This window comes from Clavibacter michiganensis subsp. insidiosus (assembly GCF_002240565.1).
GTDB classification, from domain to species: Bacteria; Actinomycetota; Actinomycetes; order Actinomycetales; family Microbacteriaceae; genus Clavibacter; species Clavibacter insidiosus.
Map to the genome: position 1 here is coordinate 2,276,267 of NZ_MZMO01000001.1, position 24,933 is coordinate 2,301,199.

At 73.1% G+C, this 24,933-nt stretch carries 21 protein-coding genes and 2 pseudogenes; 9 read left to right on the forward strand and 14 right to left on the reverse strand.

The window, feature by feature from the left end:
* Positions 1 to 2 precede the first annotated feature (2 nt).
* On the reverse strand, positions 3 to 623 hold the full coding sequence (locus B5P21_RS11025) for a DinB family protein (RefSeq protein WP_094171147.1): 621 nt from the start codon (positions 621 to 623) through the stop codon (positions 3 to 5).
* A 165-nt stretch (positions 624 to 788) separates the two neighbouring features.
* Between B5P21_RS11025 and B5P21_RS11030 the strand changes: the two genes are divergently transcribed.
* The 3 genes from B5P21_RS11030 to B5P21_RS11040 all read left to right on the forward strand — a co-directional run bounded on the left by B5P21_RS11030 (position 789) and on the right by B5P21_RS11040 (position 3,956).
* Positions 789 to 1,532, forward strand: a complete 744-nt coding sequence (locus B5P21_RS11030; protein ID WP_045527342.1) for a hypothetical protein — start codon at positions 789 to 791, stop codon at positions 1,530 to 1,532.
* A 49-nt stretch (positions 1,533 to 1,581) separates the two neighbouring features.
* On the forward strand, positions 1,582 to 2,625 hold the full coding sequence (locus tag B5P21_RS11035; RefSeq protein WP_094171148.1) for an NAD(P)-dependent alcohol dehydrogenase: 1,044 nt from the start codon (positions 1,582 to 1,584) through the stop codon (positions 2,623 to 2,625).
* A gap of 233 nt (positions 2,626 to 2,858) precedes the next feature.
* Entirely contained in the window at positions 2,859 to 3,956 is a 1,098-nt protein-coding gene (locus B5P21_RS11040; protein ID WP_094171149.1) for a fatty acid desaturase family protein, read from the forward strand.
* 93 nt (positions 3,957 to 4,049) lie between these two features.
* Here B5P21_RS11040 and B5P21_RS11045 read toward each other — a convergent pair.
* From B5P21_RS11045 to B5P21_RS11060, 4 genes and pseudogenes are all read right to left on the reverse strand, one after another.
* A pseudogene (locus B5P21_RS11045) lies at positions 4,050 to 5,239 on the reverse strand (AAA family ATPase).
* 67 nt (positions 5,240 to 5,306) lie between these two features.
* Positions 5,307 to 6,323, reverse strand: coding sequence for a diacylglycerol/lipid kinase family protein (locus B5P21_RS11050; protein ID WP_045530234.1), 1,017 nt, complete (start codon positions 6,321 to 6,323; stop codon positions 5,307 to 5,309).
* Positions 6,324 to 6,452: 129 nt separating this feature from the next.
* Positions 6,453 to 8,282 (reverse strand): BCCT family transporter, encoded by a 1,830-nt coding sequence (locus B5P21_RS11055; RefSeq protein WP_045527340.1) that lies wholly within the window; start codon positions 8,280 to 8,282, stop codon positions 6,453 to 6,455.
* A gap of 155 nt (positions 8,283 to 8,437) precedes the next feature.
* Positions 8,438 to 10,108 carry a sensor histidine kinase gene (locus B5P21_RS11060; protein ID WP_236688815.1) on the reverse strand — a complete coding sequence of 557 codons (1,671 nt, stop codon included), beginning with the start codon at positions 10,106 to 10,108 and terminating at the stop codon, positions 8,438 to 8,440.
* Positions 10,109 to 10,442: 334 nt separating this feature from the next.
* Here B5P21_RS11060 and B5P21_RS11065 point away from each other — a divergent pair, with 334 nt between their 5' ends.
* The 4 genes from B5P21_RS11065 (at position 10,443) to B5P21_RS11080 (ending at position 13,427) form a co-directional block, all read left to right on the forward strand.
* Positions 10,443 to 10,976 carry an alternate-type signal peptide domain-containing protein gene (locus tag B5P21_RS11065; RefSeq protein ID WP_094171150.1) on the forward strand — a complete coding sequence of 178 codons (534 nt, stop codon included), beginning with the start codon at positions 10,443 to 10,445 and terminating at the stop codon, positions 10,974 to 10,976.
* Between the two features lie 118 nt (positions 10,977 to 11,094).
* On the forward strand, positions 11,095 to 11,688 hold the full coding sequence (locus B5P21_RS11070) for a TasA family protein (RefSeq protein ID WP_045527337.1): 594 nt from the start codon (positions 11,095 to 11,097) through the stop codon (positions 11,686 to 11,688).
* Positions 11,685 to 12,581 (forward strand): hypothetical protein, encoded by an 897-nt coding sequence (locus B5P21_RS11075; RefSeq protein ID WP_094171151.1) that lies wholly within the window; start codon positions 11,685 to 11,687, stop codon positions 12,579 to 12,581. The genes B5P21_RS11070 and B5P21_RS11075 overlap by 4 nt, the downstream gene beginning before the upstream one ends.
* Positions 12,582 to 12,611: 30 nt before the next feature.
* Positions 12,612 to 13,427, forward strand: a complete 816-nt coding sequence (locus tag B5P21_RS11080) for a signal peptidase I (protein ID WP_045527335.1) — start codon at positions 12,612 to 12,614, stop codon at positions 13,425 to 13,427.
* 65 nt (positions 13,428 to 13,492) lie between these two features.
* Here B5P21_RS11080 and mmsB read toward each other — a convergent pair whose 3' ends face one another.
* The 7 genes and pseudogenes from mmsB to B5P21_RS11115 all read right to left on the reverse strand — a co-directional run bounded on the left by mmsB (position 13,493) and on the right by B5P21_RS11115 (position 21,529).
* A complete protein-coding gene (mmsB, locus tag B5P21_RS11085; protein WP_094171152.1) occupies positions 13,493 to 14,701 on the reverse strand; it encodes a multiple monosaccharide ABC transporter permease in 1,209 nt (402 codons plus the stop codon).
* On the reverse strand, positions 14,698 to 16,242 hold the full coding sequence (mmsA, locus tag B5P21_RS11090) for a multiple monosaccharide ABC transporter ATP-binding protein (protein ID WP_094171153.1): 1,545 nt from the start codon (positions 16,240 to 16,242) through the stop codon (positions 14,698 to 14,700). Before mmsA ends, mmsB begins: the two co-directional genes overlap by 4 nt.
* A 123-nt stretch (positions 16,243 to 16,365) precedes the next feature.
* Positions 16,366 to 17,508, reverse strand: coding sequence for a substrate-binding domain-containing protein (locus B5P21_RS11095; RefSeq protein WP_045527332.1), 1,143 nt, complete (start codon positions 17,506 to 17,508; stop codon positions 16,366 to 16,368).
* Positions 17,509 to 17,808: 300 nt separating this feature from the next.
* Complete coding sequence (locus B5P21_RS11100; protein ID WP_094171154.1) at positions 17,809 to 18,483, reverse strand: response regulator; 675 nt, start codon at positions 18,481 to 18,483, stop codon at positions 17,809 to 17,811.
* A 71-nt stretch (positions 18,484 to 18,554) separates the two neighbouring features.
* Positions 18,555 to 19,715, reverse strand: a pseudogene (locus B5P21_RS17615) (sensor histidine kinase); the annotation flags it as partial.
* A 39-nt stretch (positions 19,716 to 19,754) separates the two neighbouring features.
* Positions 19,755 to 20,618, reverse strand: coding sequence for an ABC transporter permease (locus B5P21_RS11110; protein WP_045527329.1), 864 nt, complete (start codon positions 20,616 to 20,618; stop codon positions 19,755 to 19,757).
* Complete coding sequence (locus B5P21_RS11115) at positions 20,615 to 21,529, reverse strand: ABC transporter ATP-binding protein (protein WP_094171420.1); 915 nt, start codon at positions 21,527 to 21,529, stop codon at positions 20,615 to 20,617. The genes B5P21_RS11110 and B5P21_RS11115 overlap by 4 nt, the downstream gene beginning before the upstream one ends.
* Before the next feature lie 136 nt (positions 21,530 to 21,665).
* Between B5P21_RS11115 and B5P21_RS11120 the strand changes: the two genes are divergently transcribed.
* Positions 21,666 to 22,904 carry a DUF418 domain-containing protein gene (locus B5P21_RS11120; protein WP_094171421.1) on the forward strand — a complete coding sequence of 413 codons (1,239 nt, stop codon included), beginning with the start codon at positions 21,666 to 21,668 and terminating at the stop codon, positions 22,902 to 22,904.
* On the opposite strand, the gene B5P21_RS11125 is transcribed toward B5P21_RS11120, so the two are convergent.
* On the reverse strand, positions 22,891 to 24,021 hold the full coding sequence (locus B5P21_RS11125) for an SDR family oxidoreductase (RefSeq protein WP_045527327.1): 1,131 nt from the start codon (positions 24,019 to 24,021) through the stop codon (positions 22,891 to 22,893). The genes B5P21_RS11120 and B5P21_RS11125 overlap by 14 nt on opposite strands.
* Positions 24,022 to 24,086: 65 nt before the next feature.
* Positions 24,087 to 24,356 (reverse strand): hypothetical protein, encoded by a 270-nt coding sequence (locus B5P21_RS11130; RefSeq protein ID WP_015489932.1) that lies wholly within the window; start codon positions 24,354 to 24,356, stop codon positions 24,087 to 24,089.
* 105 nt (positions 24,357 to 24,461) lie between these two features.
* Between B5P21_RS11130 and B5P21_RS11135 the strand changes: the two genes are divergently transcribed.
* Positions 24,462 to 24,902: an iron chaperone gene (locus B5P21_RS11135; RefSeq protein WP_045527325.1), complete on the forward strand. Its 441-nt coding sequence runs from the start codon at positions 24,462 to 24,464 to the stop codon at positions 24,900 to 24,902.
* Positions 24,903 to 24,933: the final 31 nt, after the last annotated feature.

Consider the following 24,933-nt stretch of genomic DNA (forward strand, 5'->3'; position numbering starts at 1 on the left):
GGTCAGTCGACCGGCGGCAGCCCCGCCGCCTGCCGAGCGACGCGGGCGGTCTCCGCGTGCTCGGCCCGCCAGAAGTCGGCGTCGCCGTCGGGCAGGTTGCCGCTGGCGGCGCGCAGCCCGGCTGCGCCGTCGACGAGCTCGCGCAGGATGTCGGCGTGCCCCGCGTGCCGGTTCAGCTCCGCGACGAGGTGCACGGCGATCCGCTGCACGGTCACCCGCCCGGCCTCCCCCGGCCACCACGGCACGCGACCGACGGCGTCGAGCGGCAGCGCCCGGAGCGTCGCCTCCGAGTGCGCCCCAACCCGCGCGGACAGCCCGAGGATGTCCGCCCGCGACTCCTCCGCGGTCGCGCGCATGTCGGCGTTCGGCGGCGCGTCCTCCTCCATCCACGGCAGCTCCTCGGGGAACGGCCGGCCGAAGACGAAGCCGAGGTAGCCGGCCTCGACGCCCGCCGCGTGCTTCACGAGGCCGAGCAGGTTGGATCCCGTCGGCACGAGCGGCCGGCGCACGTCGTGCTCGCCGAGGCCGTCGAGCTTCCAGACGAGCGCCTCGCGCGCGAGCCGGAAGTGGCGGATCAGGTCGTCGCGGATGGCGTCGTCGGGAGGGTGCTGCGCTGCGGTCATGCCGCGAGCCTCCCAGGCACCGCCGACGTCCGTCCAGCCCCGACGGACGAGCCCCCGCGTCGATCGCGCGCCCCGGACAGGGGGCGCACGACGGTTCGTCCCTGATCCGTCCGCCCGGGAGGATGGACGGGGGCGAGTCGACCGGCCCCGGACCGGGAGGCCCGAATGACCGCCGATGACACGAGCGCCGATGACGCTGCCGCTCTCGACGCCGACGCTCCCGCGGACCCGGGCCACGGCAGGCGCGCGCTCGCCCGCATCGGTTCAGGGGCCATGGTCGCCTGGATCGCCGACGTCGTGACCCCGCGTCGCCGTCTCGTCGCGCTCGTCGTCGCGCTCGTCGCGGGCGTCGCCATGGCGCTGCTGATCACGCCCGTGCTCGCTCGCGCGGACGGTCCCGAGACCGCGCTCCCGGGAGCGATCGTGCTCGGAGCGGTGGTGGGCACCGCCGCGACCGTGGTCCCGGTGTCGATCTGGCTCGCGCGCGCGATCGGCCGCCATCCGACGGTCGCCGGGAAGCACCCGGCCTGGCGGGACGCGGCCCTCCTCGACGACGCCGTTGACCCGCGCGGCCGGGTCTCCCTCGCCCCCGGGACAGCGGGACGCGTGGCCACGGAGTCCCGCCGGGCGATCGCGCAGGCGGCCGCGCCCGTGCCCGGGGCGCTCGTCCTCAGCGTCATGGCGCTCGTCGGGCTCCCCGCCTACGCCCTCGCGGGAGACCCCGGCACCCTGCTGTGGTTCACGCCGATCTACCTGCTCATGTCCGCGTCGACGCTCTGGACCCAGTCGCTCGCCGCCGGCCCCATGGCCCTCCTCCGCGACGCCGCCGACGCCGAGCTCGCGCTCCCGGAGTCCGAGCGCACGCAGGCCCCACCCGTCGCCCCGCCGCACGGCAGCCGCCTCCCCTGACGCACGGCGCGTCCAGGGAGTTCCCCCGCACGGGGAATACCGTGGACGCGTGAGGGCGCTCCAGTACACCCGCATCGGATCCCACCCCGAGGTCGTCGAGATCGAGAAGCCCGTGCCCGGGCCCGGTCAGGTCCTCCTCCGCGTCACCGCCGTCGGCGTGTGCCACTCGGACGAGTACGTGATGGGACTCTCGGAGGAGGAGTACCGCGCCGCCGGCTACCCGCTCCCCCTCACGCTCGGCCACGAGGGCGCGGGCGTCGTGGAGGAGCTGGGCGCGGGCGTCGAGCACCTCGCCGTCGGCGACGCCGTCGCGGTCTACGGGCCCTGGGGCTGCGGCCGCTGCCACGCGTGCGCCGAGGGTCGCGAGAACTACTGCGAGAACGCGGCCGCCGAGGGGGTCCAGCCTCCCGGGCTCGGTGCGCCCGGCGCCATGGCGGAGTACATGATCGTCGACGACCCGCGCCACCTGGTGCCGCTCGGCGACCTCGACCCCGTCGCCAACGTCTCCCTCACCGACGCCGGCCTCACCCCGTACCACGCCATCAAGACGTCGCTGCCGAAGCTCGGCGCGGGCACCTTCGCGGTCGTCATCGGCACGGGAGGGCTGGGGCACGTCGGGATCCAGATCCTCCGCGCCCTCAGCGGCGCCACGGTCATCGCGCTCGACGTGAACGAGGAGAAGCTCGAGCTCGCCCGCCACGTCGGCGCGCACCACACGGTGATCAGCGACCGGGAGACCGCCGACGGCATCCGCGCGATCACGGGAGGCCGCGGCGTCCAGGCCGTCTTCGACTTCGTCGGCGCCAACCCCACCATGACCACGGCCCTCCAGGTGGTCGAGCCCGCCGGCGACGTGACGATCGTCGGGATCGGCGGCGGCACGATGGAGGTCGGCTTCGGGAGCATCGCGTTCGACGCCGCCGTGCGGATCCCCTACTGGGGCAGCCGCTCCGAGCTGATCGAGGTGCTCGACGTGGCCCGCTCCGGCCAGGTGACCGTCGAGACGCAGCGGTACGCGCTCGAGGACGGGCCGGACGCCTACGCCGCGCTCGCGGCGGGCACCGTCCGCGGCCGCGCGGTCATCGTGCCGTAGCTCCCCAGCAGCCCGTAACCCGCGGCTCCTCGGGGCGATGTGCGCCTCCGACAGCGACACGCCGTCCGCGCTGTGAGTCTCCCTGGTGCGGCGCCCCCGGGGCCATGGCAGTCTGGGACCTGGTTGCCCCAGAACCCGGCGCCGCGTCGCATCCCGTGCGACGACGACAGACAGCGGCTCGCCGAGGCGTCCCGCTCCACCTGGCCGAGAGGCCACGGACGAACGAGCTGACCATGACAGATACCACCGCAGCCCCCCGGATCGTGCTGACCCGACCCAAGCGCGGAGGCGGGGCGAACCCCACCACCGAGTACTCGGGCCTCCTCAACACCGTGCGCGACGCCGGTCTCCTGAACCGCCGTGTCGGCTTCTACGTGCTCATGTTCGCCGGCATCACCGCGGCCCTGGTGGGCCTCGGCGTCGGCTTCGTGCTCCTCGGCGACAGCTGGTTCCAGCTGCTCATCGCCACCGGGCTCGGCATCATCTTCACCCAGTTCGCCTTCCTCGCCCACGAGGCCTCGCACCGCCAGGTGTTCGAGTCGGGCAAGGCCAACGACATCGCGGGTCGCGCGCTCGCCAACCTCTTCGTCGGCATCAGCTACTCCTGGTGGATGACCAAGCACTCGCGTCACCACGCGAACCCGAACGTCATGGGCAAGGACCCGGACATCGAGCGCGACGTCATCTCCTTCACGCAAGAGGACGCCGCCCGCGCCAAGGGCATCTACGGCTGGTTCACGCGCCACCAGGGCTACGCCTTCTTCCCGATCCTCGTGTTCGAGGGCCTCAACCTGCACGTCCACGGCTTCCGCACCGTGTTCGGCCGCGGCAAGGTCGACAAGCGCTGGCTCGAGATCTCCATGCTCACGACGCGCATCGTCGCCTACCTCGCCGTCGTCTTCTTCTTCCTGCCGCTCGGCATGGCGTTCGCGTTCGTCGGCGTGCAGCTCGCCGTCTTCGGCGTCTACATGGGTGCCTCGTTCGCCCCGAACCACAAGGGCATGCCCGTGCTGCCGAAGGACTCGAAGGTCGACTTCCTGCGCCGCCAGGTGCTCACGTCGCGCAACATCAAGAGCACGTGGCTGACCGACATCTACATGGGCGGCCTCAACTACCAGATCGAGCACCACCTCTTCCCGAACATGCCGCGGCCCGCCCTCAAGAAGGCCCAGGTCATCGCGAAGGAGTACTGCGCGACCCACAACATCCCGTACACCGAGACCACCCTGCTGGCCTCGTACGGCATCGTCATCGCGTACCTCAACCGCGTGGGCCTCTCGGCCGGCGGCGACCCGTTCGACTGCCCCGCATCGGCGGCGTTCGGCCGCTGATCCCGGCGCCCCGCACCACGCGACGTCTCCCGCTCGCGCCGCCCACCCGGGCCGCGACCGCGAGGCGTCGTCATGTGCGCTGCAGGTCGCTCGCTAGCGCGTGCCCCAGTCCCACGAGGGCGCGCTGAGGAGGCCCTGCCCGCGCAGCACCGTCTCGCCGTGCGGCTTCTCCAGCACGAGCTCCCCGGCCTCCGCGTGTGCCGAGATGGCCGCGCCCAGCCCCGGCGCGTGCGTGACCACCAGGATCTGGATGTGCCGGGACGCCTCCGCGATGAGCTCGCCGAGCGCGGGCAGCAGGTCGCCGTGCAGGCTCGTCTCCGGCTCGTTGAGCACCATGAGCTCCGGCGTCTCGGTGGTGAGGAGCGCGGCCGTGAGCATGAGCATCCGCAGCGTGCCGTCCGACAGCTCCGCCGCGTCGAGGACGCGCAGGATGCCGGGCTGCTCGAGGCCCAGCGACATCACGCCGTCCTGCGAGCGGATGACGACGCGCGACCCGGGGAAGGCGCGGTCGACCATGGCGTCGAGCGCGTCGCCGCGACCCCACTCGCGGATGGTCTGCACGGCGGCCGCGAGGTCGGATCCGTCGCTGGCGAGGACGTCGGTGCGCGTGCCCACGCGCGGGCGCCGGGCGGGCGCCGGGCGGGCGCGTCGGCGTCGGTGCGCAGGTGGTCGTAGAAGCGCCAGCCGGTCATGCGGCGGCGCAGGATCATCGCCTCCGGGCTGGTGACCGCGTCGGCGACCTCGCTGAGCACGCTGAGGTGCGGCGGCACCATGGCCGGCACGTGCATCCAGCCGTCGGCCTCGTCGCGGACCCGCACGTCCTGCCAGCGGCGCTCCAGCACGAGCGAGCGCGGACGCGCGACCGGGCCGGAGAACACCAGCTCGCGCTTGATCTCGGGATCGCGACCGAACATGGTCGACGGCAGGGCCCGAGGATCGCGCTGCGGGATGCCCAGGTCGACGAGGTAGCCGCAGTCGTCGCCCGCGAACCCGAGCCGGAGCGCGATGGGCCCCTTCCGCATCGTGCCCTGCACCGGGTGCTCGCCGTCGCGCATCGCGCGCGACAGGCCCTCGGGGCCGGCCCACAGCACCGCCTCGAGCCCGCCCTCCCGGGCGAGCGCGCCGACGGCCCCACCCTGAGCCATGTCGGCGATGAGGCGGAGCGCCCGGTAGACGTTGGACTTGCCGCTGCCGTTGGCGCCCGTGACGACGTCGAGCCCGGTGAGCGGCAGGGCGAGGTCGCGGACGGAGCGGTAGCCGGAGACCGCGACGGTGCGGATCATGCCGCGACCCTCCCACGGGCCGCCGACACGCGCCCGAGGGAGCGAGCGGGCGGCCGAGGCACGCGGGTCAGGAGTCTTGCGGCACCCGCACGGTCAGCCCGCCGGGGAGGACCTGGATCTTGAAGCCCAGGGCGCGGCCGAAGGGATCACCGTCGAGCTCGATGTCCTCCTCCTTCTCGAGGCGCACCACGACCTCCTCGGCGGTGCGGTACTCGAGCGCGCGCACCTCCTTCTCCGGGCCCATGAGGCGGCGTCCCGCGGCGGTGCGGCGGACGACGCCGTTCTCCCACGCGACCTTGAGCCAGATCTGGAGCCAGCCGAAGACGCCCTCGGGACGCATGAGCACGACGTCGAGGATGCCGTCGTCGACCGCGGCGTCCGGCAGCAGCAGGATGTTCGCGGGCAGCGACCCGCAGTTGCCGACGATGAGCGTGTGCGCGCGGCGGCGGTGGACGCTGCGGCCGTCGAGCCGGTAGCGCAGGCGGAGCTGGTCCCTGTCGCGGAGCGCCTTGAAGATCGCGTCGACGTACGCGAGCCAGCCGACGCGCTTCTTCAGCTCCGAGTCGGTGTTCGCGAGCATCTTCGCGTCGATGCCGACGCCCGCCATCACCACGAAGACGTGCTTGTCGCGCGTCTCGTCCTCGCGCAGGATCTCGATGGCCGCGAGGTCCACCGTGCGGTCGCGTCCGGAGAACGCGGCCGCGAGGGAGTGCTCGACGTCGTTGAGCGTGAGCTTGAGGTTGCGGGCCAGCAGGTTGCCCGTGCCGGAGGGCAGGAGGCCGAGCGAGACACCGGATCCCGACATGCCCTCGGCCACCGCGCGGACCGTGCCGTCGCCGCCCGCCGCGATGACCATGTCGACGTCGTGCGACAGGGCCTCCTGGGCGGCGCCCCTGCCCGGGTCGTCCTCGCTGGTCTCGAACCAGAGGGTCTCCTGCCAGCCGGCGGCGCCCGCCGCCTGCGCGACCTTGGTCTTCAGCGACGCGAGGTCGACCTTGATCGGGTTGTAGACGACGGCGGCACGGCGGCCCGGCCCGTCGGTGGACGCGGGCGAGGGTGCGGAGGCGGGGGTGGAGGTCGTCATCATGGTCACCCTACCGACGCGCGCGGCCCGCGAGGTGTCGGGGAGCCGCCGCGTGCGCCCGCTGTCCGGGAGACGACGATGCCGACCCGCGCGCGGGGAGCGGGTCGGCATCGTCGTCGGGATCGGGCTTCAGGAGCGCCGGGCCTCGTCCTCGTCGCCGAGGGGCTCGCGGACCTCCGCCTCGTCCGGCTCGACGGGGTCGACCGCGAGCTGGAAGTGGTCGCCGTGCTGCTCGACGCCGTTGACGACGGCGTCGCGCATCATCTCGACCGCGACCTGGCGGCGCACGATGAGCGGATCCGTGCGCAGCTCCTTCCACAGCGCGTAGCAGGCCACGAGCATGACGATCACGAACGGCAGCGAGGCCACGACCGTGAGGTTCTGCAGGCCGGTGAGGGCCTCCGTGCCTCCCCCGCCGATGGCGAGCATGATCGCGGCGACCGCGCCCATGACGACGCCCCAGAAGATGACGACCTTGCGGCTCGGGTGGAGCGCGCCGCGCTGCGAGAGCGTCCCCATCACGATCGACGCGGAGTCGGCGCCCGAGACGAAGAAGATCGCGACGAGCACCATCACGAGGACGGTGCTGACGCTGGCCAGCGGGTAGTGGTTGAGCAGCTGGAACAGCGTGTTGTCGCTGACCACGGCGCCGTCGACGGTCATGTCGCCGTCGGTCTGCTGCGCGTGGATGGCGGATCCGCCGAAGATCGAGAACCAGATGAGGGCCACGATGCTGGGCGCGAGGAGCACGCCGACCACGAACTCGCGGATGGTGCGGCCGCGGCTGATGCGCGCGATGAACATGCCGACGAACGGCGTCCACGAGATCCACCAGGCCCAGTAGAAGACGGTCCAGCTGGAGAGCCAGGCGCTCATCTCGTCGCCGCCGGTCGCCGCGGTGCGCGACGCCATCTCGGTCATGTCGCCGAGGTAGGCGCCGAGCGTGGCGGGGATGAGGTTGAGGATGAGCAGCGTCGGGCCGACGACGAACACGAACACGGCCAGGACGACGGCGAGCACCATGTTGATGTTCGACAGCCACTGGATGCCCCGGGCGATGCCCGAGACGGCCGAGAAGATGAACGCGATCGTGAGCACGACGATGATGCCGATGAGCAGCGGCGCCGTGGCCTCGTCCACCCAGCCGTTGAACTCGAGGCCCGCGCCGATCTGCGTCGCGCCGATGCCGAGCGAGGCCGCCGAGCCGAAGAGCGTGGCGAAGATCGCGAGCATGTCGATGACGCGGCCCGCCCAGCCCTCGGTGCGCTTGGTGCCGAGCAGCGGCTGGAAGATGGAGGAGAAGAGCTGCTTGCGGCCCTTGCGGAAGGTGCCGTAGCCGATCGCGATGCCGGCGACCGCGTAGATCGCCCAGGGGTGCAGGCCCCAGTGGAACATGGCGGTGGCCATGGCCGTGCGGATCGCCGCCTCCGACTCCGGCTGCGTGGTGCCGGGCGGCGGGGTGACGAAGAAGCTGAGCGGCTCGGCGGCGCCGAAGAACATCAGGCCGATGCCCATGCCCGCGCTGAACATCATCGCGATCCACGAGACCGTCTTGAACTGCGGCTTCTCGTCGTCGGCGCCCAGCTTGATGCGGCCGTAGCGGCTCGCGGCCAGCCAGATGACGAAGATCACGAAGAAGCTCGCGGCCAGCACGAACAGCCAGCCGGTCTTCTCGATGACCCAGCTCTGCGCGGAGCCCGAGATCGACGCGAGGCCATCGGTGCTCACGATCCCCCACACGACGAAGCCGACCGCGAGGACGGCCGTGACGCCGAAGACGAGGCGGTCGATCTTCGGGTGCTCCGGCTCGTAGAGGTCGACGGACCCGGTGAACCGCGCCTCGAGGAGGCGGTGGTCGGAGTGGTCGCGGCGAGGTGGCCGGGTCCCGTCGGGGCCCGATCTGCGCTTCGGGACGAGACGGTCGAGCAGGCGTTCTGCGGACGTGCGCGTGGAGGTCATGGAGGGGATGGGCTCCTATGGGCTCGGTGACATGGGCATCGCCCGCGGGGTCCCGCGAGCGACCGGCCGAGTCTAGGCGGCGGCCCCGGGATCGGCCGATTCGCGATCGTCCCTTGCCTTCCGCTATGGGAGGGGGTAGTGGCCGGCGCGGACGGTCAGGCCGTCGGGGCCGGCAGCGGGTCGCCGGCGCCCGGCATCGGGCGCGGGACGGTGCGCTCCCGCGGGAGGCGCACGGCGACCCGCGTGCCCTCCCCGAGCCGACTCGCGATCTCGATGGTCCCGCCGTGCGCGCGCACCGTGCGCTCCGCGATCGACAGGCCGAGGCCGAGGCCCGGGATCGCGGTGTCGCGCGCGGTGCGGGCGCGGAAGAAGCGGTCGAGGACGTGCTGCTGGTCCTCCTCGCTGATGCCGACGCCGGTGTCCTCGACGCGGAGCACGGCGGTGTCGCCGTCGCGCTCGAGGGCGACGTGGATCCGGCCGGCGGGCGTGTACAGCACCGCGTTGGCGAGCAGCGCGCCGACCACCTGCGCGATCCGCGTGGCGTCGCCCTCCATGCCCACGTCCGGCGCGACGTCGACGTCGAGGACGAGCCCGCGCTCGACGGCCCGCCCGCGGGCGGCGTCGGCGGACGCGCGGACCACGGCGGACAGGTCCACGGGCGCGTGGTCGACGTCCGGCGCGTGGTCGGCGCCCTCGAGCAGCGACCCGATGATGGTCGACAGCTGCGCGACGTTCCGCTGGATGACCGCGATCTCGGTCGCGATGCCCAGCTCGTCCGGGTCGTGCAGCTCGTCGATGAGGTCGAGGTACCCGACGATGGAGGTCAGCGGCGTGCGCAGCTCGTGCGACACGGTCGCCAGGAACTCGTCCCTCACCTGCACCGCCTGCGCGAGGTCGGTCACGTCGTACGCGGCCAGCACGGATCCGGCGCGCCGCCCCGGGCGCCGGCCGATGGCGCGCACCGTGATGACGAGCGCGCGCTGGTCCCCCGGCTCGCCCACCCAGTAGACGGGACCGTGCGCGCGGTCGGCGTAGAGGGCCTCGGTGAGGACGGCGCCGTCCGTCGCGACCCGCGTGACGCGGTCCGAGCCGTAGACGCTGGGGGCCATCCCGGTCGCGTGGTCGTACCCGGCGAGGTCGAGCAGGGTGCGCACCGCGGCGTTGCGGAGGATGGGCCGGTCGTCGGCGTCGAAGAACACGATGCCCACGTCGACGGCGTCGGCCACGTCGCGGATGGTCGCGGTCTGCTCCCGGGACTCCTCCAGCAGGCGGGTCTGCGTCTCCGTCGCCTCGGCGAGCTCCGCCCGCGCGCGGCGCAGCATCGCCGCCGCCTGTCCCCCGGCCAGGACAAGGAGCGTCATGAGCAGCGTGAGGCCCACCAGGCCCGCCCAGCCGAGCGCGGTGTCCGGCGCGCCCCGCCGCACGAGCGGCAGCACCGACACGGCGAGCGCCCCGCCGATGGCGACGGGCACTCCCCCGGTCGGGAACGCGAAGACGAGCCACAGCAGGGGGAAGATCACGAGCAGGGCCGCGGCGGGGAGCGTGGGCGCGGCCGCGTCGATGACGGCCGCGACGGCGACGAGGTCGAGGGCCGGCACCAGGATCAGCAGCCAGGTGGGCAGGGCGCTCATCGCCAGGACGACGCACAGCAGCGAGCTCGCCCCGACCAGCGCGATCCCGCCCAGGTACCAGGGGTCGCGCTCCACCGGGCCGTCGGACAGGGCGACCAGGGCCGCCACGATCGCCGCGCTCGCCAGGAAGGGGAGCTGCGCGCGGGACGAGCCGCGGAGTCGCTGCTCGTCGAGGGCGGAGAGGGGAGCGACCACGAGATCCGCCTCCCCCATCGCGCGGGGTCCCGCGTCCTGCGCAGAGCCTAGCCCGCGAGCGCCGCCCGGTCCGGGGGATGGCCGCTGAGCGTCCCCGGGGGCTTGAGGAGAAGCCGGGCGGAGCTTGCGGCAAAGCTCGTGGCGTCTTGCGCATCCCCGGCGGGCGGCTTGAGGTCGTCGCGTCAGAGTGGTGTTCGTCGAAGGAACACCGGAAACGGCGCCGCGGACAACCGCATCGCGGCCCGGAGCACCCCGGAGACGACCGGCAGGAGATCCCCACCCGCCGCCTCCCCATGAACATGCGCGGCACACCGCGCGAAGAAAAGGAAACCCCATGAACAAGATCGTCTCCGGTGCCGTCGGAATCGTCCTCCTCCTCGGCGGCGCCGGCAGCTTCGCGCTGTGGAACGCCAACGCCACCGTCGCGGCCTCCTCCGTCTCCTCCGGCACGCTGGCCCTGCAGGCCGACACCACGGGCGTCTGGAAGGACATCACCAACGGCGGCAGCAAGGTCATCGACCCCGCCACGTACCGCATCGTCCCGGGCAACGTCCTCCAGTACACGAGCGCCCTCACGGTCACCGCGACCGGCGACTCGCTCGCCGCCGACCTCACGTACAACCCCCTCTCCATCACCGGCGACGCCGCGCTCAAGACGGCCGTCACCACCAAGCTCGACGTGACCTCGACCGACGCCAGCATCACCGCCGGCACCGCGGCCAACACCTTCACGGTCAAGCCCTCGACGAACGCCTCGAAGGTCAACGTCGTCCTCACGGTCACGTTCCCCTCCACCGCGACCACGGGCCAGAACGGCACGCTCAGCTTCGACAAGCTGGCGTTCACGCTCACGCAGCGCGCGATCTAGCCCCACCGGCTCCCCTCCCCGCGGTGACGTCGCCCGCGGGGAGGGAGCTCTCCCGTCTCCCCGACGGTCCGCACCGAACAACCAGCACCCGCACCACCCGCACAGGACGGAGGACGACATGGACACGGAGAAGCGCCCCGCGCACGGCCGTCGCTCCGCGCGCCCCGTCCCCGCCCGCAGCCGCCTCCGGGCCGCCTGGATGACCACCGGCCTCCTCACCGCCGTCGTCGTCGCCTCGCTCGCCGCGACCGGCGGCAGCTACGCCCTCTGGAACAGCACCGCCAGCGCCACCACCCCCGCCGTGTCGAGCGGCACGAGCGGCCTGGTCATCACCCAGCAGTCCGCGCTCGACGCGTCCCGGCTCCTCCCTGGCCAGGGCGTCCTCGGCACCTTCACCGCCACGAACACCGGCACGGTAGCCTTGGACATGGCCATATCCGCCCGAGGCGCCTCCTCGAACACCGCCCTCCCAGGCCAGCTGTCGGTGCGCCTTGGATCGGTGGCCTCCACGGGCGCATGCGTCACCGGCGCCACGACCTTCTCCGGCCGCCCCGGCACCCTCATCGCGAACAGCAGCTTCGCCCGCATCCAACCCGGCTCCTCCTCCATCGTGTGCGTCCAGGTCGTCCTCGACGCCGACGCCCCGCAGTCCGTGCAGGGCTCCACCTCCCAGCTCACCTTCACCGCGGTCGGAACCCAGGTCCAGCCGTGACCCGCGCGCACCGCCCAAGCCCGCGCATCCGCGCCGCCCTCCTCGTAGGACTCACCGTCCTCCTCGTCGGCGCGGGCTCCACCGCGGGCCACGCCCTCTGGGCGTCCACCGCCACGACGAGCGCGAACGTCACCAGCGCCTCCGTCGCCGTCACCGAGACCGGCTTCGACACGCTCGCCGGCGAGCTCACGATGTCCACGACCGCGCGGACGACCTCCGTCGTCGTGACGAACACGGGGACCACCGCCGGCACCTGGCTAAGCGACATCACCACCGCGCCTCGCGGCACGGACGACCGGGCATTCGCGTCGAGCACCCTCGTCACCGCCTGGGCGTCCACGCAGGCCTGCACGCCGAACACGGCACCCGGGCGCGGGGCGACCACCGGCACGTGGGCGAACCCGCCCGCCATCAGCGGCACGCTCCAGCCGGGCGCATCGGCCACGTGGTGCGTCCGCACCGTGGCGAACCCGTCGCAGGCCAACGCCGCGCGCATCGACGCGACGCTCACCACCGTCCTCGGCCAGGGATCCTGGACCGGCCGCGACAGCGGGCGCGCCGTGCAGACGGCCCCGGACAACCCCGTCACCGGGCTGAGCTGCGCCCGCACGTGGGGCGACCGCGCCGTCGTCATCGGCTGGGACACCGGGACGGCTCCGCTGAGCGAGTCGTACGGCATCAACGTCGGCGGCACCCGCATCGCGACCGTCTCCGGCTCGACCGGCCAGGCCACCATCTCCGCGTCGCAGGTGCCCTCCGCCAGCCTGGGCGGCAGCGAGGTCGCCGTGACCGTGGACCTCCTCCGCGGCGACGGCAGCGTCGTCCGGCCGGTCGGCTCGGGCACCGTCACCGGCTACTCGCTCTTCTTCCTCCGCAGCGTGACCTGCGCCTGACCCACCCGAACCGACCCGGACGACATGCTCATGGCACCCCTCCCGCTCCCGCTCCCCCGGCGTCGGCGCGCCGGCCGGCACGACGGCGGCGGCGGACGGCCCGCCGACGACCTGGCCCCCGTCGAGCTCGAGACCAAGACGACCGCCCCCGGCGCGATCCGCCAGATCCTCCGCACGCTCGGCGTGGGCCTCAGCGTCGGGATCCTGCTGCTCGTCATCGGGCTGGCGGGCGTCCTGCTCGTGGTGCCGAAGGTCACGGGATCCGTCCCGCTCACGATCCTCACGCAGTCGATGGAGCCGACGCTCCCGCCCGGCACCCTCATCGTCGTGCGGCCGGTGGACACCGACACCCTGCAGATCGGCGACGTCGCGACCTACCAGATCCGTTCCGGCGACCCGGCGGTCATCACGCACCGCATCCTCGCGATCGCCTCCGAGTCGGACGGCACGCGCACCTTCACCTTCAAGGGCGACAACAACGCGGAGCCCGACTCGAAGCCCGTCACGGCGGCGCAGATCCAGGGCGAGGTCTGGTACTCGGTGCCGCTCGTCGGCTGGGCGAACCAGGCGGCGAACGGGCAGGCCCGCAGCTGGATCATCCCCTCCATCGCGGTCGCGCTCCTCGCCTACGCGGTGGTCACGATCGTCCACGGGGCGATCCAGACCCGTCGCCGGCGCCGGGAGTCCGCGGCCGAGGACGTCGCGGCCGACGCCGACCGCGTGCACGCGGACGCGGTGTCCGCCGACGTCGCGGACGCCGCACGGGCGGATCCGACGCACCCCGGGATCGGCGCCGCCTCCTCCCGCGCCCGTCGCGGCGGCGGTCGCGGCCGCCACAGCGCCTAGGAGACGGACGGCCCGGCCGCTCCCCGCGAGGGAGCGGCCAGGCCGCGGGTCGTGCGCGTCGCGGGTCAGCGCCCGGAGCGGCGCTTGCTGTACACGTCGAAGGCGACCGCGAGGAGCAGCACCAGGCCCTTGATGACCTGCTGCCACGCCGCGTCGACCGAGAGGATCGACAGGCCCTGGTTGAGCACGCCCATCACGAGGCCGCCGATGACCGCGCCGACGACCGTGCCCACGCCGCCCTGCACGGCCGCGCCGCCGATGAACACCGCCGCGATCGCGTCGAGCTCGAAGCTCTGGCCGGCCGAGGCCACCGCGGATCCCGCGCGCGCCGTGCTGACGACGCCCGCGAGCCCGGCGAGCAGGCCCATGTTCACGAAGATGAAGAAGTTGACCCAGCGGGTCTTGACGCCCGACATCATCGCGGCGAACAGGTTGCCGCCCATCGCGTACACGTGCCGGCCGAAGACCGTGCGCGTGAGGAGGAACGAGTAGAGCAGCACGAGCGTCGCCAGGATGATCAGGATGATCGGCGTCCCGCGGTTGTACGCCAGCAGGTAGCAGAGGTACATGATCGCGAAGACGGCGATGGCGGTGCGGATCCAGAACGAGATCGCCCGCTCGCGCGGCAGCTCGAGCTTGCGGAGCGTCGCGCGGGTGCGCAGCTGCTGCACGACGAGCGCGACCGACACGAGCGCGCCGATCCCGAGCGTGAGGAGGTCGGGCGCGCCCGTGGTCGGCAGGTTGCCCGATCCGATGGAGTTGAACTCGGCCGGGAGCCCCGAGATCGTGCCGCCCGTGAGGAGCACGAGCGCGACGCCGCGGAAGACGAGCATGCCCGCGAGCGTGACGATGAACGCCGGGATCCCGACGAACGCCACCCAGAAGCCCTGCCACGCCCCGATGAGCGCGCCGACCACGAGCGACAGCACGACCGCGGTCCCCCACGGCAGCCCCCACTCGTTCATGCTGAGCGCGGCCACGGCACCGACCGTCGCGACGACCGAGCCCACCGACAGGTCGATGTGGCCCGCGATGATCACGATGACCATGCCCATCGCGAGGATCAGCACGTACGCGTTCTGCTGGATGAGGTTCGCGACGTTGCCCGGGTAGAGCAGCCGCCCCTCGGTGAGGACCTGGAACAGCAGGATGATCACGGCCAGCGCCGCGAGGATCCCGTACTGGCGGAGGTCGATCCGGCGGCGCGGGCGCTTCTTGATCCCGTCCGGCGTGGGCACGTTCGGCGCGGTGGCCTGCTCGGGCATGACGGTCACTGGTCGACTCCTGACTTCCGGCTGGCGGTCATGTGCCGCATCAGCTCCTCCTGTGTGGCGTCGGCCCGGGAGACCTCGGCGGTGAGCCGCCCCTCGGCGATCGTGTAGATCCGGTCCGAGAGGCCGATGAGCTCGGGCAGCTCGGAGGAGATGACGATGACCGCCTTCCCCTCGGCCGCGAGCTGGTTGATGATGCTGTAGATCTCGTACTTCGCCCCGACGTCGATGCCGCGGGTGGGCTCGTCGAGGATGAGGACGTCGGGACCCGAGTAGATCCACTTGCTGAGGACGACCTTCTGCTGGTTGCCGCCGGACAGCTTGCCGACCACCCCCGCGACGTCGGGCGTCTTGATGTTCATCTTCTTGCGGTAGTCGTCGGCGACCGCGTACTCGCGGTGCCGGTCGATCACGCCGAGCTTGACGAGCTTGGAGAGCGCGGCGGCCGAGACGTTCACCGTGATGCTGCCGATGAGGTTGAGCCCGTAGCGCTTCCGGTCCTCCGTCGCGTAGGCGATGCCGTTCTTGATGGCCTCGCTCACGGTGCGGGTGCGGATCTCCGTGCCGTCCTTGAAGATCCGGCCGGTGATCCCGGTGCCGTACGAACGCCCGAAGATGCTCATCGCGAGCTCCGTGCGACCCGCGCCCATGAGTCCGGCGAACCCGACGACCTCGCCCGCGCGGACGTGGAACGACGCGTTGTCCACGACGACGCGGTTCACGTCGACCGGGTGGTGCACCGTCCAGCCCTCGACGCGCAGCTTCTCCTCGCCGATGTGCGGATCGCGCGGCGGGAACTGCGCGTCGAGCGGGCGGCCGACCATGGCGCGGATGATGCGCGTCTCGATCTCGTCCGAGTCGGTGACGGGGAACGTCTCGATGGTCCTGCCGTCGCGGATGACCGTGACGTCGTCCGCGATGGCCCGGATCTCGTTGAGCTTGTGGCTGATGATGATGCTCGTGATGCCGTCGTCGCGCAGCAGGCGGATGAGGCCGAGCAGGTGCGCCGAGTCGTCGTCGTTGAGCGCGGCGGTCGGCTCGTCGAGGATCAGGAGCTTCACCTCCTTGGACAGCGCCTTCGCGATCTCCACGAGCTGCTGCTTGCCCACGCCGAGCTCGAGCACGCGCGTCGCCGGGTTCTCGTCGAGCCCCACGCGCTTGAGGAGCTTGACGGCCTCGAGGTTCGTCCTGTTCCAGTCGATGACGCCGCCGCGCGACATCTCGTTGCCGAGGAAGATGTTCTCCGCGATGGAGAGGTAGGGGCTGAGCGCGAGCTCCTGGTGGATGATGACCACCCCGTCGCGCTCGCTGTCGTTGATGGATCCGTAGTGGACCTCGCGGCCGTCGAGCGTGATGGTGCCCTCGTACGAGCCGTGCGGGTACACGCCGCTGAGCACCTTCATCAGCGTCGACTTGCCCGCGCCGTTCTCGCCGCAGATGGCGTGCACCTCGCCGCGGCGGACGGTCACGTCCACGCCGTCGAGGGCGCGCACGCCGGTGAACTCCTTGACGATGCCGGTCATCTGCAGGATGACGTCGTCCATTGCTGCTCCTGGTTCCCGTTCGGGTCGGCAGCGCGCGCCGGGTCGGCGCGCGCCGGGTGGAGACGGATGCGCGGCCGACGGGCGCCCGGCGTGGTGCCGGGCGCCCGTCGGCCGCGAGTCGGGCTACAGGCCGACGTCGGAGGCCTTGAGGAAGCCGGAGTCGACGAGCGTCTTCTGCACGTCGTCCTTCACGACCACCTGCGGGTCGAGCAGGAACGACGGGACGACCTTGTTGCCGTTGTCGTACGACTTGGTGTCGTTGACGGTGACCTCGTCGCCCGCGACGATCTCGCCGATCATCTTCTGGACCTGGTCGCCGAGCGCCCGGGTGTCCTTCCAGACGGTCATGGACTGCTTGTCCTCGAGGATCGCCTGCACGTTCGCCTTGTCGGCGTCCTGGCCGGTGATGACGGGCCAGTCGGCGCCGGGCGCGTAGCCGGCGCTCGCGAGCGACGCCTCGATGCCGAGCGCGAGGCTGTCGTTGGGCGAGAGCACGACCTGGACCTTCTGGCCGCCCGTGTAGAACGACTGCAGGCGGTTGTCCATCTCGGCCTGCGCGTCGTCGGATCCCCAGCCGAGGATGCCGATGGCCTGCCAGTCGGCGCTCGTGGCGGGCGACTTGCCCGAGGGCACGGTCAGCTTGCCGCTCTCGATGTATGGCTGGAGGACGTCCCACGCGCCGCCGAAGAAGAAGCCGGCGTTGTTGTCGTCGGGGCTGCCGGCGAAGGGCTCGAGCGTGAAGGGCCCGGCCGCGTTGTCGAGGTCGAGCGTGTCGCGGATGAACTCGCCCTGCAGCGTGCCGACCTTGTAGTTGTCGAAGGTGGCGTAGTAGTCGACGGCGTCCGTGCCGTTGATGAGGCGGTCGTAGGCGATGACCGTGACGCCCTGGCTCTTCGCGTCCTCGAGGGCCGGGCCCAGCGTCTTGCCGTCGACGGCCGCGACCACGAGGATCTTGGCGCCGCCCGCGACCTGGTTCTGGATCTGGCTGATCTGGGCGTCGGTCTTGTTGTCGGCGTACTGGAGGTCGACGGTGCAGTCGTCGCCCTCGAGCTTGGTCTTCAGGCCCTCGCCGTCGTTGATCCAGCGCTCGAGGCTGCGGGTCGGCATCGAGATGCCGACGTTGCACTCGGTGCCCGAGGCGTCGCCGCCGCCGTCGCCGGAGCCGGTGGTGGTGGCGCCCTGCGGCGCGCACGCGGTCATGCCGACGGCGACGCCGGCGAGGAGGAGGAGGGAGCTGATCTGTCGTGCGTGTCGTCCGGATGCCATGGCGGCGGGTCCTCTCGGGTGGCCCCTCCGGGTCGTGCAGGGCACCGGGCGGTCGCGTCCTCGCGAGGGCCCGCTGCGCCGACGCGTCCTCGGGTCGGGTGCTGGTGCGGTGAGTGCTGGTGGTGGTGCGGGTGCGGTGCGGGGCGACGCCTGGCGGAGCGGCCTGTTCGCGGCGGTCCGTGCGTTTGTCGTCGATCAGAACATATCCATTTCCGCAGCCGTGGACACGGCATCCGGCAGACGTTATCCAAGCGTTACCGCCGCTGCCCCGCGGACGGGGGCGGGCCGTCGGGAGGCGGGTCAGCCGCGCGGGGGGCGAGCGGCGGGCGGCAGCAGGCCGAGCTCCATCGCGAGCGTGACCGCGCGGGTCCGGTCGCCGACGCCGAGCTTCTCGAAGACGTGCAGCAGGTGCGTCTTCACGGTCGCGGGGGTCACGTGCAGCTCGAGGGCGATGCGGGCGTTGGTGCGGCCGGCGGCCACGAGCGCGAGCACCTCGGTCTCGCGCGGACTGAGGGTCGGCGTGGGGACGACGGGCTCGGGGGCGGGGCGCGCCACCTGACGGACCAGCGCCGCGGCGATCGCAGGCGCGAGCGCGACCTCGCCGCGGGCCACCGCGCGGACGCCGGCGAGGATCTCCTCCTCGGGCGCCGCCTTCAACAGGTAGCCGCTCGCCCCCGCCTCGATGGCGGTGAGGATGCTCGCGTCGGTCTCGTAGGTCGTGAGGACGAGGACGCGCACGTCGGGCGCCTCCTCGCGGATGCGCGCGGTCGCGCCGACGCCGTCGAGCCCGGGCATGCGGAGGTCCATGAGGACGACGTCGGGCCGCTCCGCGCGGGCGAGCGCGACCGCCGCATCGCCGTCGGGCGCCTGCCCCACGACGTCGATGTCGACGGCGGAGGCGAGGAGCGCGGCGAGGCCGGCGCGGACGACGGGGTGGCCGTCGACGACGACGACGCGGACGGGTGCCGGCGGCATGCGCGGGCCCGCACGGGGGTCGCGGCCGGGGCGGTCGGGTCCGCCGCGGGTGCCCCGTGCGCGGGGATGCGCGCGGTGAGCCGCGTGCCGCCGGGATCGCTCGCGACGTCGAGGCGTCCGCCGGCCGCCACCAGCCGGCGGCGCATCCCGTCGAGGCCGTACCCACCCGATGCGCGTGTCGCGTCGAAGCCGCGGCCGTCGTCCCGGATCACGAGCACGACGTCGTCGCCGTCGCGATGCAGGACCAGCTCCACGGCGGACGCGCCCGCGTGGCGGCGCACGTTCGCGAGGCCCTCCTGGGCGCAGCGGAGGAGGACGACCTCGGCGTCGCGGTCGACGGATCCGACGCCCGCGTCCGCGCGCACCTCGACAGGGACGCCGGCCTCGCGGGACAAGCGCGCGCCGAGCCGGGCGAGGGCCCGGCCGAGGCCGTCCGTGAGCTCGACGGGCGCGGTGGCCGCGACGATCGCGCGGGTCTGCGTCAGCGCGTCGCGCGCGCCGTCCTCGAGCTGGGCGAGGGTCTCCTCCATCGCGTCCGTCTCGCCGCCGCGGAGCTCCCGTCGGCCGCGCTGCGCGAGCATCACGAGGCCGGTGAGGTCCTGCGCGACCGTGTCGTGGATGTCCGCCGACAGCCGCTCCCGCTCGCGGGCGGCTCCCGCCTCGCGGCCGAGCTCCTCGACCTGCGCCTGCGCCGCGCGGAGCCCCTCGAGCAGATGCAGGCGCTCGTGGCTGAGGTCGGCGATGCGCGTGATCCACAGCCCGAGGGCGATGCTCCCGCCGAGGCTCAGCCCCTGCGACACGGCCATGGTCGGCAGCGCGCCGGGCAGGTCGCCGAAGCCGAGCACGAAGCCGACGGCGATGGATCCCGTCAGCACGAGAGTCCCGATCACGGCGTCGCGCACCCGGTCCAGCAGCAGCCAGACGAGCGGGCACAGCACGCACTGCACGATCGCGAACGACGACAGGCTCGCGACGCCCCAGGTGGCGGCGGGGATGACGAGCGCGAGGAAGACCACCGCCGACGGCAGAGGGGCCACCGAGCCGGCTCCCGCCGCCGACGCGGCCGCGGAGGCCTCGAGCGCACGGCGGCCGAGCAGGAGGTAGAGGGCCGACATCGCCGCTATGGCCCCCCATGCACCCCAGCCGGCGTCGCTCCCCGCGCCGATCGTGAGCACGACCAGCAGCGCCATCGTCACCGCGTAGCCGACGTGGACGGTGCGGGTCGGGATCATCCCCTGAGCCTGCCATCCCGCTCCGTGGTCGCGCACCGCTCAGGAGTCCCGACGGATCCAGCGGAAGGTGGCGACCGCGGCGATCGTGCCGCCGACCAGCCAGATCGCGAGGACGACCGCGACGCCCGCGAGGTCCCACGTGCCGCCGCGCTCGACGGCCGCGAGCGCGTCCGGCAGGAACACGGCGCGCATGCCCTGCGCCATCCACTTCAGCGGCAGGAAGGCCGCGACGTCCTGCAGCCAGGTCGGCAGCATCGTGAAGGTCAGGTAGACGCCGCTGATGAACTGCAGCACGAGCACGATCGGCGTGATGACCGCCGTGGCCGAGGCGCCGGAGCGCGGGATGCGGCTGAGCGCGATGCCCAGCACGGCCGACGACGTGATCCCGAGCGCGTACACCCACGCGAACGTGATCCAGCGGCCGGCGTCGGTCGGCAGCTCCACGCCGAACGCGAACCGCGCGACGAGCAGCAGCACGACCATCTGGAGCAGGGAGGTCACGATGACCTGCCCGCCCTTGCCGATGAAGTACGAGAGCACGGGCAGCGGGGATCCGGCGAGCCGCTTGAGCGTGCCGTCGCTGCGCTCCATCGCGATGTCGACCGCGAGGTTCTGCACGCCCGAGAGGAGGATGCCCGCCGCGATCATGCCCGGCAGGTAGTAGGCCGCGGCGCTGACGCCGCCGGACCCGTCGGGCGCGGTGCCGAGGTTGCCCGACGACCCGAAGGCCACCGAGAAGATCGACAGCATGATGACCGGGAAGAGGAACGTGAAGATGATCGTGTCGGTCTGCCGGAAGTAGCGGCGTACCTCGTAGCGGATCCGGTGGATCCCGAGCGGCAGGACGCCGGGCAGGGCGAGGGGGCGGGCCGCGACGGGGCGCGCCGGGCGGACGGCGGTCATGCCGCCACCTCCTCGGCGGCGGGAGCGGCGGAGGGGGTCGGGGCGTCGAGTGCGCCGGCCTCCGCGAGCAGTCCGAGGTACACGTCCTCGAGGCTCGGCCGCACGATCCGCAGGTCGCGCGGCTCGCCGCCGGGGGTGGCCTGCGACAGCGCTGCAACGAACGCGCCGGGCGTCCGGGTGCGCTCGTCGTGGGACCCGTCGTCGTCGCGCCAGAGCACCCGCGGGATCCGCGCCTCCTCTCCCCCGATCTCGTCGAGCCGGCCGATCGCCACCAGGCGCCCGCCCGCGATCACCGCGGCCCGGTCGCCGAGCTGCGCCGCCTCGTCGAGGTAGTGCGTGGTGAGGAGGATGGTCGTGCCCTCCGCCTTGAGCTCGCGGATGAGGTCCCAGAACCGGTGCCGGGCCTCGGGGTCGAAGCCCGTCGTCGGCTCGTCGAGGAACAGCAGCTCGGGGCGGCCGATGATCCCGAGGGCCACGTCCACGCGGCGCCGCTGGCCGCCCGAGAGCGCGCGCAGGAGCGTGCCGGCCTTCTCGGTGAGGCCCACCGCCTCGATGGTCGCGTCGACGTCGCGCGGCCGCGGGTACATCGCCGCGAAGTGCGCGACCTGCTCGCGGACCGTCATCGCGCCGCTCTCGGAGCTCGACTGGAGCACCATGCCGATGCGGGCGCGCCAGGCGCGGCCGCCCGTCGCGGGGTCGACGCCCAGCACGGTCGCGGAGCCGCCCGTGCGGAGCCGGTACCCCTCGAGGATCTCGATGGTCGTCGACTTGCCCGCGCCGTTCGGCCCGAGGAGCGCGAACGTCTCGCCGCGGTGGATGTCGAAGGAGACGCCCCGGAGGGCGGTGGTCGTGCCGTAGGTCGTCGCGAGGTCGCGCACGCGGACGTGCTCCTCGACGGCTGCTGTGGTCATGGATCCAGCGTGGCGGTCGGCGGCCCGCAGCGGAACGGCCGAGCGGTCGATCCACGGCATCGACCGATCGGTGGATGCGCGCGCGGTCCCCCGCCGGGCGGAGGCGCCGCGCGTCCGCACCGGGCAGGCTGGATCCGTGACCCCGCTCCCCGGATCCCCCGCGCCCGTCGCCCATGCCGGTCCGACGCCCGCGGCGGAGCGCAGCCTCGCGCCCGACCTCCTCCGCGGCATCGCGCTGCTCGGCATCGCGCTCGCGAACTCCGTCTACTTCATCGTCGGCCGCCCGACCGGCCCGCTCGGCCGCCCGACGGACGGCACGCCGCTCGACCACGTGGCCGATGCGCTCGTGGGCACGCTCGTCGACAACCGCGCGTTCCCGCTGTTCACGATGCTGTTCGCGTACGGCTTCGCGGTGATCCTGCGGCGCCAGGCGGCCGCGGGCGTCGACGGCCCGCGCGCCCGACGGCTGCTCCTCCGCCGGAGCGCGTGGCTCGTGGTCTTCGGGGCGCTGCACGTGGTGCTGCTGTTCGAGGGCGACATCCTGCTGTCGTACGGGATCCTCGGGCTCGCGCTCGCCGCGCTGTACCGGGCGAGCGACCGCGTGTTCCGCGTGCTCGTGGGGGCGCCCGCGGTCGTGTTCCTCGTCGTCGCCGGGGCGGACGGCCTCACGGGCGACGACGGATCCGCCTCGCTGTCCGGCGGCGACGGCACTTTCCTCGGCGACCTCGCGAGCCGGGCGGTCACGCTCGCCGCGCTGATCGTGGCGACCCCCGTGACGGTGGGGGCGCTCGTGCCGCTGGCGGCGATCGGGATGCTGCTCGGCCGCCGCCGCGTGCTCGAGGACCCGGCCGCGCACCTGCCGCTCCTGCGCGCGCTGGCGCTGGTCGGCCTGCCCGTCAGCGTGCTCGGCGCGCTGCCGCTCGTGCTCGCGGCGGTGGGCGCGATCGACGCGGATCCGGTCGCGCTCTACCTGCTCGGGGTGCTGCACGGCGCGACCGGCGTGGGCGGCGCGCTCGGGCTGCTCGGCCTCGTCGGCTGGGCGGTCGCCGCGCGGGCCCGCCGAGGGGATCCCGCGCCCGGGCCGGCGCTCCGTGCGCTCGTGGCCGTGGGCCGCCGCTCGATGACGTGCTACCTGCTCCAGTCCGTGCTGTTCGCGATCCTGCTGGAGCCGTGGTCGCTCGGCCTCGGCGTCGGCGCGGGGACCGCCCGCATCGCGCTGATCGCGATCGGCGTCTGGCTCGTCACGGTCGCGGTGGCCGTGGCGCTCGAGCGCGCCGGCCGGGCGGGTCCCGCCGAGTGGGCGATCCGCCGCCTCGCCTACGGGACGCGCCCGGCCGCGGGAGCGGCGCCCGCGCAGCCGATCAGCGCGGGATGAGCCCCTCCGCGCGGTAGCGCTCGAACAGCCCGAGGAAGCTGTCGAGCGTGCGGTGGTGCGTGTGGAAGCCGGCGAGCCGGCTCTTGCTGATGTCGGTGACCACCTCGATGTCGCGGCCGAGGTCGGCATCGGTGTGCCACCAGGAGGCGATGCGGTTGAGGTCGGATTCCGCGAGTCCGGCCTCGCGCGCGATGCGGGCCCACTCGTCCTCGTAGCCGGCCATCTGCTGCTCGAGCGGACGCGGCGCGTCCTGGAAGCCGACCGGCTCGACGCCGAAGTACGCGGCGAGGCGGGGCCACATCCAGCGCCAGCGGAAGACGTCGCCGTTGACGACGTTGAACGCCTCGTCGCGGCCGGCCTCGTGGGTGGACGCCCAGATCATCTGGTCGGCGAGCACGGTCGCGTCGGTCACGTCGGTGAGGCCGTCCCACTGGGTCGCGCTGCCCGGGAAGACGAACGGCAGGCCGAGGTCGCGGCAGATGGATCCGTAGACCGCGAGCGTCAGCCCCATGTTCATCTGGTTGCCGACCGCGTGCCCGATGACCGTGTGCGAGCGGTGCACCGACCACGCGAAGCCCTGGCGCGCGGCGGCGGCGAACAGCTCGTCCTCCTGCGCGTAGTAGAAGTTCGGGGCCTCGAGGCGCTCCTCCTCCTCGTGGAAGGGGGTGTCGGGCATGTTGCCCTGCCCGTACGCCTCGAACGGGCCGAGGTAGTGCTTGAGGCCGGTGACGAGGGCGGCGTGCTCGACGGGCGCGCCGTCGAGGGCCGCGAGGAGGTCGCGCACCATGCCGCCGTTGACGTCGATGTTCTCCTGCTCGGTGGGCTGGCGCGACCACGCGGTGAAGAACACGTGCGTGGGCTGCTCGCCGGAGAGCGCGCGGCGGAGGTCATCGGCGGAGCGGAGGTCGGCGCTGATCCAGCGGACGCCCGGGCGGTCGGCGCCGGCGCGGCGGCTGAGCGCGAGCACGTCCCAGCCCTCCGCGGTGAGCTGGTCGACCAGAGCGGATCCGCTGATGCCGGTCGCGCCGACCACGAGAGCCGTGCGACCCGTTCCGTCGGAGCGCGGGGACGCGGCGAGGGCGGACGTGCGGGCGGGGGTGTCTCGGTTCTCAGTCATCCCCTGCCCCAACGACGAGGAGCCGCCCGGGCATTCCGGGCGGCTCCTCGCGGGCGTGTCGGAGATCAGGCGGGGTGCGGCCCGTCGACCTCCGCGTCGGCCTCGCCCTCGATGCCGTCGCTGCCGGTGGAGGTCGCCTGCGTCGCCGCCGGGTCGGCCGGGCCCTCGCCGAGTCCCGCGTCCTCGGTGCGGCGGTCGAGGTCGGCGGCCATGGCCTCGGATCCGCTGTCGCGGTGGTCGTAGGCGACCTGCTCGGCGAGCCCGGCGCGCTTCTCGTCCGCGGTCGCCTCGCCGGCGCCGTCCATGATGGGCTGGTCCTGCTCGTGGGTGCTCATGGTCCGACGGTACGCCGTCGCAGCGGGTACGGGATCCGCGGGCCGCTTGCCGGGTCCGCCGCCACCTGCCACGCTCCAGGCAGACCACCACGCGAGGGAGCGGACATGACCGACAGCGGTTTCTCGAAGGACGAGCGCGAGGCGATGAAGCAGCGCGCGAGGGAGCTGCGCGAGGAGGCCAAGGCGCAGAAGGCCGCCGACAAGCAGGCCGCCGCGCTGCAGGGAGTGCTCGACGCGTTCGCCGCGATGCCGCCGGAGGAGCGCGCGATCGCCGAGTGGCTGCACGGCATCGTGCTCGAGCACGCGCCAGACCTCGCGCCCAAGACCTGGTACGGCTTCCCGGCCTACGCGGACGCCGACGGCAAGCCCGTCGTGTTCTTCCAGCCGGGCTCGAAGTTCGGGACCCGGTACTCGACGCTCGGCTTCCAGGATCCGGCGCAGCTCGACGAGGGCACGATGTGGCCGACGTCCTACGCGCTGACCGCGGTGGATCCCGCCAACGAGGAGCGCGTGGCGGAGCTGGTGCGGCGGGCCGTCGGCGGCTGATCCCGCGGCGGCCCGTTCGGGGGTCGACGCG